Below are 14,244 nucleotides of genomic sequence, written 5' to 3'. Positions count from 1 at the left end.
CGTTGGCAATGTCTGCGATCTCTTCACTGAGGAAGAGTGCTACAACTTCTTCAAGGCCGCAGGCTATGAAACTGATTGAACGCAACTCGCTCTAAGCGCCCACGCGGTAGGCGCGGAAATAAAGCTGTCAGAGCTCGTCGCAGCCCTTGCCTTGAGTCAACAATACCGAAGACGCATAGCCCCCAATTGCTCGCTTCGAGCCACATCATCAAAATGTTGATGTCACGAAAGGGTTCGCCGCCCGCGACGCGGGAAAGCTGGCGGTCAAGATCTTGCAGTTGAATACGGGCCGTCGGTCTCATTCCCCGTCCGACGGGCCGACCAGTCGCACGAGGTCGTCGCGCGCCGCTGAAAAGGTCGGATTGATCCCCAACGCTTCGCGGTAGCGGGCTTCTGCCAGATGGGCCTGGCCGGCCTCCTCCAGCGCCTCGCCAAGACTGTGGCGGGCATTGGCGGAATCGGGAAAATTCGCGACAACGACGCGGAAGATGCCGATTGCCCCGTTGGTATGGCCGCGATCGAGGAAGAGATAGCCGAGCCGGGTGAGGGCATGTTCCTGTTCCTGCCGGTTCAGCGCGACGAGCGCCGCGCGGGTCGACCCGTCGGTCGAGCTGGGCCGCTGGTCCGGGCGCAGGGGATCGAGAACGATCCGCTCGGCAACGGCCGGATCGCAATCGGCGGGGCAGGCGAGCACCTCCTCGACGCGCTTGATACAAGCGTCATGCTTCGGTATTTCCTCGAACGAGCAACGCGCCTTGGCTAGGTCGCCAGCTGGTTCGGCCCCGCTTCCACCACCGCCGCCGACACCGAATAGACTGAAGCTGCCGCTAGAGCCCGAATTGGCATCGTGCAACCAGGCATCCATGCACTGTTCGTGGACATCTGCGACCCTCTGGCATTGGCTGTCCCACGAATTGAAACGCCAGTGATCATAGTCGTTGGGATCGTCGTCCGGGTTCGGGCACCACCAGCCGCCCACTCGGTGCCAGTTTGCGAAGCGGGAATTGTTGGGCCAAATATTGCCGTCGCAGCTCGTCTGTGCCGTTCGCAGCTTGCGGCTTTGGCAAACTTGCATGTTTGTGCGGAAATCAGCGCGGCAGGCATCGAATTCCTCCGCGCAGGTAAAGCCGTTGCGGGCGTCGCAAATTTCCATCTCGGGCTCCGTCGGCGCGCCGCTGCCCGATCCGCAGCCAAAATAGCCGCAGACCGTTCCCCAGGGGTCGTCGAAGAAATCCGCAAGATCCTGCGACACGCAGAAGTCGCCCACCTCCGAGGTGCCCTGCGGACAGAAGCAGGTCGTTTCGCCTTCGGCGTCTGTGACCGAAAACTTGTCGCCCGGGCAGCCGTCGATGATGCTCGTCTCTCCGGGTTGAGTCCGTTCAGCCCCTGCCGGATCGGCGCCGAGAAAGCTCGCGAGAACCAGTAGGGCCGGACCCAATGCCGTGATGTTCCGAAATACCTTCATGGCAAATCTCCCGTTCGCGACACCGTGACCAAGCCTCGCAGTTCGGCCGACCCGCTCGCGACCGCGGTCTCCGGGCAACCGGGAGGCCGACGAGATCGCCTCTCCAGCACGTAGACGAGTATACCACAGACGCCCTCCGCAACATAGGATGCGATTCGGACGCCACGGGAGCGTCTTTCAAAGATAGCTCGGAGCTTTCCTTCTCCGAACCGCAGGAAGCACCAAAACTCAAACTTTTCTGTCACCGGCGGAAACGACCGTTATTGACACCCTAAAATTTGGATAAAGAAAAAGGCTCACCCAAAAGGATGAGCCTTTCTTCAAATAGGCGGGGGGTCCGTCACCACTCTCGTGGCGCTGCCGACCTTATCCCCAGCCTTTCAACTCTCGACATAGCGATCCTTAACGCCGTATGCAAGGGGTGAAACGATAGGTGTTGCATTGGACGTAGTAAAATTCATCTCGGCTGAACGCCTTAAAACGTATGAAAATCATACGGATAGACAAAAGAAGGCTATTGCTCTGCACAACCACACGCTTCAGCTTGGATCGTCGTTGATGTCTGTGATCGCACTGTTGGAGTTATCGCTTCGTAACAGTACCAACCAGTGTTTAATCGATGATTTTGGAGATGACGAATGGCTGCTACCAGGCCATACGACTCTACCGCTTAAGCCATTCGAGCAAAAGGCAATCAGCTCGGCCACAAGTCATGCACAGAAAGCGGCCTATTCGAAACTGAGCTACAAAGAGAAAGCCTTCCTCGACGCTTTCGCGTTTCCTGGTGGCGTGCCTGCAGGTACGTTACACAAGAACATAGTCAAGGGACGGCAGGCTCTGTTTGTGGTGACACATGGCCAGATCGTTTCGCAGACAACTTTCTCATTTTGGAAGCGCTTGTACTCCAGTGACTATGAAGCTGACTTGTGGAAACCATCTTTGAAAAAGGTCTTTCCTGACAAGTCTCGCAAAAGGGGCGACATAGCGACGTCACTTGAAGCAATTTATGCGACTAGAAACCGGGTGGCACACCACGAACCTGTGTACGGGCAGCGATTAGAAGATGCTATGAACGCACTCGACTTCATAAGAGACAGCCTCGGGGCTAAAAAACGTGAAGAACAAACTGCTTTTAAAAAGTTCTCAAGGGTTCAATATCTTCGGTTGCGAATGGACTATGAAAGTTTCACGGAGGCTTGGCATACTTTGACATAGCCAATTTTTATCAACACAAAACGAACCATAAGTCATAAATACTGACCTAAGTCAGCAACCCTCCTCTCGGCTTCGCATTGTCGATGATAGGTTCTGCCGAAGGTTTGTGGCCCTGCCACAAACCGCCGCTTTTGTCCCGCTCCATAAGCGGGCCTCGGGCGAAGGTCGGCTTTGTCCGCAAAGCGGTCCTTCAAGGTTTTCTATTAAGTGCTCGCGCAAGCGTCAGGCTTCGTACGCTCACTGAACTCGGTTTTGCCTATAGCGACAGTTCGTTGAGGCTGGAACGTGTGATTAGCCAGCCTCCGTCTGATTGTCTCGCCAGTATGTTCAAGGAGATGCCCTCGCCAGTTGTGCCTTCGCCGAATTTTGCGAGGCACCAGCCAAGATCGCCGCTGCGTTCCGCGATCACTACTTCAATCGTTTTGTTTTCGGCACCCTCTGCGACCCACTCTGCATGTGTATCTTCGATAGCTTGACGCCCGACGGCCGGAGGGCCGAAGGGCGAATACATTTCTGCATGCTGCGCATAGATGGCGGCGCACCCTTTGGCGTCACCTTCGCGGTAGGAAGAAACATAACGGTCGAGCGGCTTTTGGCATTCTTCCCGAAAGGTCACGTTGCGTTTCCTTGTTAAGTCGCTGGATCATTCGTGCTCATGAATGCTTTTGTCAAAGAGTGGAGTTCTCGACGGAGGGCTGCTTCGTCCGCATAGCTAACCTGGGAGCTATATCCAGGTAACGGCCGCGCAACACAGGCAGGCCAGGAATCTTATGTCAGACGGGGAACACTAGACCCGCGCGACCGGACGCCGGGCGAGGCGTTCAACAGCGGCGTCGGCAAGACCGGAGATGCGGTCAAGGACCAGGGCGCCGCGATGCAGGAGGTACATTTCCTGGATGTCTCCGACGCGTTATTATTAAGGAATATTAGCTTTTATTCGCGTGTCGGATCAGTCCATCGGCAATGCGTATGGCGTGTGCGGGACCGCAAAGATTGCTAAGTTGTATGCTAAGACAAGCTAAGGCTTGCCTTCGATGGCGACGAGCATGATGCGAAATGCTACCGGTCTGCCCCTTAGGTAGCTGTATAATATCCAAGCGTTCACGGAAGTATTCGCAGCCTTAGGGTGGGTATATAGGTGGATAGGTTTTAGCTAAAATCTAAATTTTCTATATTTTTCAATAATTAAAGCTTATGAAATGGTGCCCCCACACGGACTCGAACCGCGGACCTACTGATTACAAATCAGTTGCTCTACCAGCTGAGCTATAGGGGCACTCCGGCGCGGTGTACTGCGACCGGCCGAACGGTGCAATATCTGCCGATGCGAAAATCGCCGACTATTCGGCGAGGTGGCAGGCGACGCGCGTCTTGCCCACCTCGCGCAGCCGGGGACGTTCCTTGCGGCAGCGGTCGACGGCGATGGGGCAGCGGGGATGGAAGGCGCAGCCCGGCGGCGGGTTGATCGCGTCGGGGATCTCGCCCTTGGGCGGGTCGATGTCGCGCCCGAAAGCGTCCATGCGCGGCGCGGCCTCGAAGAGCATCTGCGTATAGGGATGCTTGGGATCGGCATAGAGCGTGTCGCGCGGGGCCTCCTCTACGAGCGTGCCGAGATAGAGCACGCCCACCTTGTCGGCCATGTGCCGCACCACCGTCAGGTCATGCGAGATGAAGAGATAGGTCAGGCCCAGCTCCTCGCGCAGATCGCTCATCAGGTTCAGGACCTGGCTTTGGACCGACACGTCGAGCGCCGAGGTGGGCTCGTCGCAGACGATGATCCGCGGGTTGGACGCCAGCGCCCGGGCGATGCAGATGCGCTGGCGCTGCCCGCCGGAAAACTCGTGCGGATACTTGCCCGCATCCTGTGCCGACAGGCCCACCTGCTCCAGGAGCCGCTCGGCCAGCCCCTCGGTATCGCCGCCGCGCGCGGAGACCGGCTCGGCGATGATATCGCGCACCTTCCAGCGCGGATTGAGCGAGGCATAGGGGTCCTGGAAGATCATCTGCACGTTCTCGCGCACCGCCGCGCGGCGCGCGCCCTCGGGTTCGGTGGCGAGATCCACGCCGTCGATCTCGACCTTGCCCGAGGAGGGCGGCACGAGACCCACGATGATCTTGCCGATGGTGGACTTGCCCGAACCGCTCTCGCCCACCAGCGCGTAGACGGAATTTTCCTCGATCCCGAAGGAGACGTCGGAGACCGCCGTCAGCAGCGCCTTCGGCAGCCGTTCGATCACCCGGTTCAGCCAGGGCTTGGAGACGTCGAAGACGCGGGTCAGGTTCTCGACCTCGATGAGCGCGCTCATGCGGAGACCTCTTCTTTCTCGGATTGGGCAGGCAGCGGGAACCAGCAGGCCGCGCGGCCCTCGCAGGCGGTCAGGTCCGGCGCGGGGTTCTGGCGGCACCTGGCCTCGGCGCGGTCGCAGCGGGGATGGAAGGCGCAGCCGTCGGGCAGATGTTCGAGCCGGGGCATGGCACCGGGGATCTGGCGCAGGCGCTTCTGGCCCTGGGAGGCCAGCGGCGTGGAGCCCATCAGGCCCGCCGTATAGGGATGGCGGGCGCGGGTCAGCACCTCGCGCACCGGGCCCAGCTCGGCCATGCGGCCGGCATACATCACCGCGACGCGGTCGGCGGCTTCGGCGATCACGCCCATGTCATGGGTCACCAGCATCACCGCGACCCCCTTGTCCCGGCAGAGCCGCTTCAGAAGCGCGATGATCTGCGCCTGCACCGACACGTCGAGCGCGGTGGTGGGCTCGTCCGCGATCACGAGGTCGGGCTCGGCGCAGAGCGCGAGCGCGATCACCACGCGCTGGCGCATGCCGCCCGAAAACTCGTGCGGATAGCTGTCGATGCGCTGCGCGGCCGCCGGGATGCCGACCTCGTCCAGCGCGGCGATGGCGCGTTTCTCCGCCTCGGACTGGCTGACCGGCAGGTGTTCGAGGATGGTCTCGCTCAGCTGCTCGCCCACGGTCAGAAGCGGGTTCAGCGAGGTCAGCGGGTCCTGGAAGATCATGCCCATGCGCTTGCCGCGGATGCGGCGCAGCTTCTCGCCCTTGGCGGTGTGCACGGCCTCGCCTTTCAGCAGTACCTCGCCCGAGACGATGCGCGCGGGCGGGTCGAGCAGGCCGATCACGGCGTTGCCGGTCATGGACTTGCCCGCGCCGCTCTCGCCCACGACGCCGAGGATCTCGCCCTCGGCGATGTCGAAGCTGACATTGTCCACCGGGCGCAGCACGCCGCGCCGCGTGGGGATTTCCACGGTCATGCCGCGGACGGAAAGGACGGGGGTGGTCATGGGATCACCTCAGTTTCGGATTGAGCGCGTCGCGCAGCCAGTCGCCCAGAAGATTGATCGACAGGGCCAGCGCAAGGAGCGTCAGGGCGGGGAAGAACAGGATCCACCATTCGCCCGAGAACATGAATTCCTGCCCGATCCGGATGAGCGTGCCGAGCGACGGCTTGGTGGGCGGGGCCCCGACGCCGAGGAAGGACAGCGTCGCCTCGGCGATGATCGCGAGCGCCAGAGAGATGGTGGCGATCACCAGCACCGGGTTCAGCACGTTGGGCAGGATGTGGCGGATCATGATCGAGAAGGGCGATCGGCCGATGAGGCGCGCGGCCTGCACGTATTCGCGGCTTTTCTCCACCAGCGTGGCGCCGCGCACGACGCGGGCGAACTGCACCCAGTCCGAGAGGCCAATGGCGAGGATCAGCACCCAGATCGCCATCTGGTCGCGGTATTCGGGTGGCGTAATGCCCTTGGCGATGCCGAAGATCAGCATGGCGACGAGGATCGCCGGGAAGGTGAGCTGCACGTCGGCGACGCGCATGATGATGGTCTCGGTCCAGCCGCCGAGATAGCCCGCGAGCAGCCCCAGGACCACGCCGATCACCAGCGCCAGCAGCACCGCCGAGAAGCCCACGAAGAGCGAGATGCGCATGCCGTAGAGAATGGTCGAGAAGACGTCGCGGCCCTGATCGTCGGTGCCCATCAGGAAGCTGTCTCCGGTGAAGGCATTGGCCTCGCCCGGCGGGGTGAAGCCGTTCATCAGGTTCAGCGTCGCGGGATCGAACGGGTTGTGCGGCGCGATCAGCGGCGCCAGCAGCGCCGCGAGGACCAGCAGCGTCACGACGAAGGCCGAGATCATCGCCACGGGGGTGTGGCGGAAGGACCAGGCCAGATCGCTCTCCCAAGCGCGCTTGATGCGCGAGGGCGGGCGGATCGGCGCGTCCGATGGCATGTCGGTTTCGGCCATGTCAGTGCCCTCCGGCTGTGCGGTCGACGCGCAGGCGCGGGTCGATCGCGAAGTAAAGCATGTCGACGATCAGGTTGATGCCCACGAACATCACCGAAATCATCATGAGATACGCGGCCATGACCGGAATATCGACGAACTGGATCGCGTTGATGAAGAGAAGCCCGACGCCCGGCCACTGGAACACCGTCTCAGTGATGATGGCGAAGGCGATGATCGAGCCGAGCTGCAGGCCGGTGATGGTGATGACCGGCACCAGCGTGTTCTTCAGCGCGTGGCGGAAGTTGATCGCCCGTTCGCGGATGCCGCGGGCGCGGGCGAAGCGGATGTAATCCATGCGCAGCACCTCCAGCATCTCGGTGCGCACGAGCCGCATGATCAGCGTCATCTGGTAAAGCCCCAGCGTGATCGCGGGCAGGATGAGCGCCTTCAGCCCGCTCGCGGTCAGAAAACCGGTGGACCAGCCGCCGATCTGCGTCACCTCTCCGCGCCCGAAGGACGGCAGCCAGCCCAGCTCGACGGAGAAGAGGTAGATCAGCAGAATTCCGATCAGGAACGTGGGCAGCGACACCCCGATCAGCGACACGGTCATGATGACGTTCGCGGCCCAGCCTTGCCTTCGGATCGCGGTGAAGATTCCGAGGCCGATCCCGCCCACCAGCGCCAGAAGCCCCGACACGAAGGCCAGTTCCAGTGTCGCCGGCGCGCGTTCGAGAAGGATCTCGCCCACCGGGCGGCCCTGCCGGTAGCTCAGCCCGAAATTGCCCTGCACGGCCTGTTCGAGGAACTTGTAATACTGCACCACGAAGGGCCGGTCGAGGCCAAGCTCGGTGCGCAGCCGTTCCACGTCGGCCTGCGTGCGCTCCTGCCCCAGCATGTTGTCGATGGGATCGCCCACGAAGCTGAACATGGAAAAGGCCACGAGGCCAGTGAACAGCAGCACAAGGATCGACTGGCCGACCCGGCGGATGATGTAGGCGAGCATCGGCGCTTACCGTACGTCGACCCAGCGCAGGATGAAGAAGTTATCCTCGCGCTGTGTCAGATCGATATTCGTGGCCGTCCCCCAGAGAAGCGGCTGCACGTAAAGCGGCACGTAGACCATGTCCTCCTGCACGATGCCCGCGACCTCGTCGAGCATGGCCTGACGCGCCTCGGGGTCGATCTCGGACTGGATGGCCGGGATCAGCTCGTCGACGCGGGGATTGGAATAGCCGCCGAAATTCCAGGTGCCGATATTCTCCTGCGGGGTGTGCACGAGGAAGCGGAACGGGTGCTCGGCATCGAAGGTGCCGGGCGACCAGCCCAGGAGGTACATGTCGTATTCGTCCGCGCGCAGTTCCGGCCAGTAGTTGCGCACCGGAATGGCGTCGAGCTGCGCCTCGAGCCCGATCTGCGCCAGCATCGCGACGGTGGCCTGGCAGACCGAATCGTCGTTGATGTAGCGGTCATTGGGGCATTTCAGGAGGAAGCGGAAACCGTCGGGATAGCCCGCCTCGGCCAGAAGCGCGCGGGCGGCCTCGACGTCGAGCGCCGGGCGTTCGGACAGGCTCTCGGAATAGCCCGACATCGCGGGGCTCACGAGTTGCGCCGCAGGCTCGGCGGAGCCGCGCATGATGGTCTGCAGGATGGCCGGAACGTTGATCGCATGGGCCACGGCGCGGCGCACGCGCGGGTCCTTGAACGGGTTGCCCTCGACCGATCCGTCACCGCCGACCAGCGTGTCCTTGTCCTGGGAAAAGCCGAACATCATCACCCGCGCCTCGACGCCGCGCTTCAGCTCCACGCCCTCGGCCTGATCGAGCCGGTCGGCATCCTGCACCGGCACCGGGTTGATCATGTCGACCTCGCCCGACAGGAGTGCTGCAACCGCGGTGGCGGAATTGTCGATGGGGGTGAAGATCGCCTCGGTGACGTTGCCGCGATCCTCGCCCCACCAGTTCTCGAAGGGCACAAGCACGGTCTTCAGCGCCGGGTCGCGTTCGGCCACGCGGTAGGCCCCGGTGCCGTTGGTGTTGAGCGTGGCGTAATTGCCCTGCTCGATATTGGGGCGGGTGACGTCGTTCGCCTCGGCCCAGCCCTTGTCCATGATCATCCAGTTGGCGATGGAATCCGGAAAGATCGGGTTCGGCGCGGAGGTGCGCATCTCGACGGTGTAATCGTCCGGTGCCATGACCTCGGTCACCGAAGAGAACCAGCTTGCGGTATCGGCCTCGGGCGAAGAGGCGCGTTCGTAGGAAAAGACCACGTCCTCGGCGGTGAAATCCGCGCCATCGTGGAAGGTCACGCCTTCGCGCAGGGTGAAGCGCCAGCCTTCGCCGTCGCCGATGGGTTCCCAGGAAGTGGCGAGCGCCGGTTCGATCTGCATATCGCGATCGCGCCGCACGAGACCTTCATAGACGTTGTTCAGAAAGCCCAGAACGGGGGCGGAATTGCCGGCATGGGGGTCCATGGTGTTGGGGTCGGTCTGGCTGGCCCAGCGGAAGGTTTCGGCATTCGCGGGCACGGCCAGCGCGCAGAGCGCGGCGAGGGTCCAGGCGGTCTTCATGGCAGCATTCCTTGTAAAAGGGATGATCCGGGCGCGCCGTGACACGCCCGGACCAATGTAGCAAGGCCCCGGGATACATCCCCCGGGGAGGCGGTGGATCAGTTCATTTCCATGAACTTGAACTTCGGATCGTCCTCGGGCGAGACCTCGATGCCGATCTTGTCGGTCATGCCCCAGTTCAGCACCTGATGGTGGATCGGGATGTAGAGCTGTTCGTCCTGAACCACTTCCCAGATATCCGCGATGGTGGCGTTGCGCGCCTCGAGATCGGTCTCGGAGGCGAGGCTCACGATCTGCGCATCCACATCGGCGTTCGAGTAGCCGGTGTTGTTCCACGATCCGCGCTCTTCGCCGCGCGTGTGCACGAGGAAGTTGAAGATGTACTCGGAATCGTAGGTCGGCACGCCCCAGCCCAGCATGTAGAAATCCGTCTCGCCATTGGTGATGAGCGGGAAGTGCTGCGCCTTGGGCTTGGCGTCGAGGTTCACCGTCACGCCGATCTGGGCGAGCATGCCCACCGCGGCCTGGCAGATCGCCTCGTCGTTGATGTAGCGGTCGTTCGGGCAATCGAGCTGGATCGAGAAGCCGTCGGCATAGCCCGCCTCTTCCATCAGCGCCTTCGCGGCCTCGACATCGGTGGCCGAAGAGGCGTCCATCTCCTCGGTCCAGCCGTTGACGAAGGGCGGTGCGATCATGCCCGCGGGCTCGGACTGGCCGCGCATCACGACCTGCTGGATGGCGTCGCGGTTGATCGCCATGGACATGGCCTTGCGCACGCGCGCGTCGGCCAGCGGGTTGGCGCCCTCGACGTCGTCATTGGCGAGATCCTCGGCGCCCATGTTCATGCCGAAGAAGATCACCCGGTTCTGCGGCGCGGTCTTCACCAGGAGGCCCTCGGTGTCGCCGACGCGGCCCAGATCCTGCACCGGCACGTCCTGGATGAAGTCGACCTCGCCCGAGAGCAGGGCCGCGACGCGGGTCGCGGCGTTCTGGATGGGCGTGTATTCGATGCGGGTCACGTCCATCGGGAACATGTCCATGCCCCAGTAATCGGGGTTCTGTTCGAGCACGGTGCGCACGTCGGGCTCGCGGCTCACGAGCGTGAAGGCGCCGGTGCCGTTGGCGTTCTGCGAGGCGAAGGTCGACTCGCCGCCCTCGACGTCCTGCACGGCGACGGAATCGTTCGCCTCGGTCCAGCCCTTGTCCATCATGAAGAGGTTGGTGAGGTTCGAGGGCAGGATCGGGTTCGGACCGTCGGTGACGAACTCGACGGTGTGGTCATCGACCGCGCGGACCTCGACGATGGAGTTCAGAAGCTCCTTCATGTTCGAATTGTCGGACTTCGCGCGATTGATCGAGAAGACCACGTCCTCGGCGGTGAAATCCGCGCCGTCATGGTACTTCACGCCCTGGCGCAGGTTGAACACCCAGACATTCGGGTCGTCCGCGGAGGGCGCCCAATCGGTCGCGAGGGCGGCCTGAAACTCGCCCGACATGTCGCGGATGATGAGCGGCTCGTAGATCTGGTGGGCGAGCGTGTGGGTCGGGCCTTCGTTCTGCGCATGCGGGTCGAGGGTGAGCGAATCGCCCGCCCGCGCCCAGCGCAGGGTTTCTGCGGACGCCGCCAGCGATGTGCTGGCCAGAAGCGCCGCGGCAAGGATGCCGGTGGTTTTCATGGGTATCTCCCTGGATGTTCTGCCGGGCTTCGATGCCCGAACGAATGGGGGGATCGTACCCATCCTCCCTGCGGCTTCAAGCGGTGACGCGGCTGCCGCCACAAAATCGGGCGGGCAGGTCGGGAAGTGCATGCCCGGCACGCGGGTTGCAGAGCGCGCGGGATCAGGGCGCGGCGCGCACCAACCGGTAGGTGTCGAGCCCCGGCTCGGACGCTGCGGGATCGTGCAGGAAGCCCGCCTTTTCCAGCACACGGGAAGACGCGCGATTGTCCGTCTCGACCGCCGCGAAGAGGCATAGCGTTCCGCTCTCGCCCAGCACGGCGCAGGCGGCCCGCACCAGTTTGCTCGCAAAACCCTTTCCCCAGGCGGCCTCGGCCAGAAGATAGCCCAGCGCCCGTTCGGGCCTGTCGGGCGCCGCGCCGGGGTCCGGGCGCGACACGAACAGCAACCCGATCAGGGTGTCTTCGGCCCGGGTGGTGACGGTGAAGACGCAGCCCGCCTCGGCCCGGTCCGTCATCCACCGATCGAGCGCCGGATCGGCGGCGTCGCGCTGCACGCGGTCCGGCAGATGGCGCATCACCGGCGGAGTAAGCAGCGCCGCCAGCGACCGGCCCAGCGCGGCGCGGGCCGGGGGATCGGCGAGGATCGGCGTCCAGTCGCGGACGCTCAGGCGGTCGGTGGTGAAGTCGCGCATGGCAGGGCTTTCAGAGGCGTCCGACCGGTGTAGGCCGGATCGGACGTGTTCGGAAGACACCAACCGCTGCAGCGCGCGCGGAACGCAAAAGGCCCCGGCGCGAACCGAGGCCTTTCGGGAAATGCCCGGAGGCCTGGCGCCTGCCCGCGTCAAAGCATGACGGTCTGCGCCATGCCCCGTTCGCGGGCGAGCTTCGCGGCCACCGAGGCCACGGCGAGGTCCTGCAGGCCGACGCCGGTGCCGTCGAACAACGTGATCTCGTCCTCGCTGGTGCGGCCCTTGTGATCGCCGTTGATGACCGCGCCGATGGGCGTGATGTCGCCCTCGGCGATGAGCCCCTGCCCCACCGCGTGCTGCGCCTCGCCGATGGAGATCGACTGCGCGATCTCGTCGGTGAAGACGGTCGCCCGGGCCAGCAGCGCCGCGTCGACCTCCTGCTTGCCCTTGGTATCGGTGCCCATGCAGGCGATATGCGTGCCGGGCTTGATCCAGTCGGCCATTAGCAGGGGCTCGAAGGCGGAGGTGATGGTGATGATGACATCCGCCTGCGCACCCAGCTCTTCCTGGCTGACCGCCTCGAAATCGAGCCCGAGATCCTTCGCGACCTCACCGAGCTTCGGCAGCATGTCGGGATGCGGGTTCCAGGCGACGACGCGCTCGAAGTCGCGCTGTTCGGCGGCGGCGCGCAGCTGGAAGGCCGATTGGTGGCCGGCGCCGACCATGCCCAGCACCTTCGCGTCCTTGCGCGCCAGATGCGCGATGGACACCGACGACGACGCGGCGGTGCGCACCGCGGTCAGGTAATTGCCGCCCACCAGTGCCTGCAGCCGCCCGGTATCGGGATCGAACAGGAAGACGGTGGACTGGTGATTGGTCAGCCCCTTCTCGGCATTGCCCGGCCAGTAGCCGCCGGATTTCAGGCCCAGCGACCCGCCGACGCGGTCGAAGCCCGATTTGAACCCGTAAAGCGCATCCGCATAGCCGATCGCCTCGCGGATCACCGGGAAATTGTAGGCGTCGCCCTTGGCCATGGCGCCGAAGACCTGCTCCACCGCGGTGAAGGCGGAGGCGCGGTCGACGACCTTCTGGCAGATTTCCTCGGTGACGATGACGACGCTGCCATCTTTTTCGTTGCTCATGTTCTGTCCTTCTCGTCCCGTCTTGTCGGTCGAACGCGCGCCCCGGAGACCGGAGCGCGCGTCCTTGTCACTGCCCGAAAATCAGTACGCCTTGCCGCGCGCGGAGACGGGCCAGAGCGTTTCGACCTTGCCGTTGCGCAGACCCACATACCAGTCGTGGACGTTGCAGGTCGGGTCGCAATGGCCCGGCACGAGCTTCAGCTTTTCGTTCACCGCGAGCACACCCTTGGGGTCGGCCACGACGCCATGCTCGTCCGAGCACTTGACGTATTCCACGTCATCGCGCCCGAAGATGAACGGCAGGCCGCTATCCACCGATTGCGCCTTGAGGCCGGCATCGACGATGGCCTTCTCGGCCTTGGCGTGGCTCATGACCGAGGTCAGGATGAACAGCGCGTTCTCCCATTCGCCCTTGTCGATGCGCTTGCCGTCCTTGTCGAGGATACGGCCGTAATCGGCATCCATGAAGGCGTAGGAGCCGCACTGCAGCTCGTTGTAGACGCCCGAATTCGACTCGAAATAGTAAGAGCCGGTGCCGCCGCCGCCGACGATGTCGCATTCCAGCCCTTCGGCCTTCAGCGTGTCCACCGCGTCGCGCACCATGGCGATGGCGATATCGGTCTTTTCCTTGCGCTCCTCGTAGCTGTCGAGGTGCTGCATCGCGCCCTGGTAAGCCTGGATGCCCGAGAATTTCAGACCCGGCGCGGCGTCGATGGCCTTGGCGATCTCGACCACGGCGGGGATGGTGGTCACGCCGCAGCGGCCCGCGCCGCAATCGATCTCCACGAGGCACTCGATCTCCGTGCCGTGCTTCTGTGCGGCGGCCGAGAGGTCGGCCACGTTCTCGATCTGGTCGACGCAGCAGATGGTGCGCGCGCCGAGCTTCGGCATGCGGGCCAGACGGTCGATCTTGGCGGGCTCGCGGACCTGGTTCGACACCAGCACGTCCTTGATGCCCCCGCGTGCGAAGACCTCGGCCTCCGACACCTTCTGGCAGCAGACGCCGACGGCGCCGCCCAGTTCGATCTGCAGCTTGGCCACGTCCACCGACTTGTGCATCTTGCCGTGCACGCGGTGGCGCATGCCATGGGCCTTGGCGTAGTCGCCCATCTTCTTGATGTTGCGCTCGAGCGCGTCGAGATCGAGCACGAGGCAGGGCGTCTGCACCTCGCTCTCGTCCATGTCGATGGCGGCGGGGATGTCGTAGCCGACTTCGAATTCGTCGAGGTTCACGGTATCTTTCATGAT

General features: G+C 63.4%; 12 protein-coding genes and 1 tRNA gene. 1 reads left to right on the top strand and 12 read right to left on the bottom strand.

Annotation, left to right across the window (positions count from 1 at the left end; genetic code table 11):
* Positions 1 to 298: 298 nt before the first annotated feature.
* Entirely contained in the window at positions 299 to 1,465 is a 1,167-nt protein-coding gene (locus tag BW990_RS18860) for a tetratricopeptide repeat protein (RefSeq protein ID WP_076450649.1), read from the bottom strand.
* Between the two features lie 441 nt (positions 1,466 to 1,906).
* Between BW990_RS18860 and BW990_RS21650 the strand changes: the two genes are divergently transcribed.
* The gene (locus tag BW990_RS21650) at positions 1,907 to 2,680 is read left to right on the top strand and encodes a hypothetical protein (protein ID WP_143526287.1); all 774 of its coding nucleotides are present in this window, start codon (positions 1,907 to 1,909) and stop codon (positions 2,678 to 2,680) included.
* A 256-nt stretch (positions 2,681 to 2,936) separates the two neighbouring features.
* Here the strand turns inward: BW990_RS21650 and BW990_RS18855 are convergent, their stop codons facing one another.
* From BW990_RS18855 to bhcC, 11 genes are all read right to left on the bottom strand, one after another.
* Positions 2,937 to 3,296, bottom strand: a complete 360-nt coding sequence (locus BW990_RS18855; protein WP_076450648.1) for a YybH family protein — start codon at positions 3,294 to 3,296, stop codon at positions 2,937 to 2,939.
* Between the two features lie 584 nt (positions 3,297 to 3,880).
* Positions 3,881 to 3,956: transfer RNA gene (locus BW990_RS18850), tRNA-Thr, on the bottom strand.
* A 64-nt stretch (positions 3,957 to 4,020) separates the two neighbouring features.
* Entirely contained in the window at positions 4,021 to 4,986 is a 966-nt protein-coding gene (locus BW990_RS18845; RefSeq protein WP_076450647.1) for an ABC transporter ATP-binding protein, read from the bottom strand.
* Positions 4,983 to 5,978: an ABC transporter ATP-binding protein gene (locus BW990_RS18840; RefSeq protein ID WP_076450646.1), complete on the bottom strand. Its 996-nt coding sequence runs from the start codon at positions 5,976 to 5,978 to the stop codon at positions 4,983 to 4,985. Before BW990_RS18840 ends, BW990_RS18845 begins: the two co-directional genes overlap by 4 nt.
* Before the next feature lie 4 nt (positions 5,979 to 5,982).
* Positions 5,983 to 6,939, bottom strand: a complete 957-nt coding sequence (locus BW990_RS18835; RefSeq protein ID WP_076450645.1) for an ABC transporter permease — start codon at positions 6,937 to 6,939, stop codon at positions 5,983 to 5,985.
* A gap of 1 nt (position 6,940) precedes the next feature.
* Positions 6,941 to 7,924, bottom strand: coding sequence for an ABC transporter permease (locus BW990_RS18830; protein WP_076450644.1), 984 nt, complete (start codon positions 7,922 to 7,924; stop codon positions 6,941 to 6,943).
* 6 nt (positions 7,925 to 7,930) lie between these two features.
* A complete protein-coding gene (locus BW990_RS18825) occupies positions 7,931 to 9,487 on the bottom strand; it encodes an ABC transporter substrate-binding protein (RefSeq protein WP_076450643.1) in 1,557 nt (518 codons plus the stop codon).
* 98 nt (positions 9,488 to 9,585) lie between these two features.
* Positions 9,586 to 11,163, bottom strand: a complete 1,578-nt coding sequence (locus BW990_RS18820; RefSeq protein ID WP_076450641.1) for an ABC transporter substrate-binding protein — start codon at positions 11,161 to 11,163, stop codon at positions 9,586 to 9,588.
* Positions 11,164 to 11,326: 163 nt separating this feature from the next.
* Positions 11,327 to 11,857 carry a GNAT family N-acetyltransferase gene (locus BW990_RS18815; protein ID WP_076450639.1) on the bottom strand — a complete coding sequence of 177 codons (531 nt, stop codon included), beginning with the start codon at positions 11,855 to 11,857 and terminating at the stop codon, positions 11,327 to 11,329.
* A 149-nt stretch (positions 11,858 to 12,006) separates the two neighbouring features.
* On the bottom strand, positions 12,007 to 12,996 hold the full coding sequence (gene bhcD / locus BW990_RS18810) for an iminosuccinate reductase BhcD (protein ID WP_076450636.1): 990 nt from the start codon (positions 12,994 to 12,996) through the stop codon (positions 12,007 to 12,009).
* 81 nt (positions 12,997 to 13,077) lie between these two features.
* A complete protein-coding gene (bhcC, locus tag BW990_RS18805) occupies positions 13,078 to 14,241 on the bottom strand; it encodes a 3-hydroxy-D-aspartate aldolase BhcC (RefSeq protein ID WP_076450633.1) in 1,164 nt (387 codons plus the stop codon).
* Positions 14,242 to 14,244 lie beyond the last annotated feature (3 nt).

Source organism: Roseivivax lentus, from assembly GCF_900156805.1.
Lineage (GTDB): Bacteria > Pseudomonadota > Alphaproteobacteria > Rhodobacterales > Rhodobacteraceae > Roseivivax > Roseivivax lentus.
Note: the sequence above shows the minus strand (reverse complement) of the source record. Positions and strands in the feature narration are given on the sequence as shown.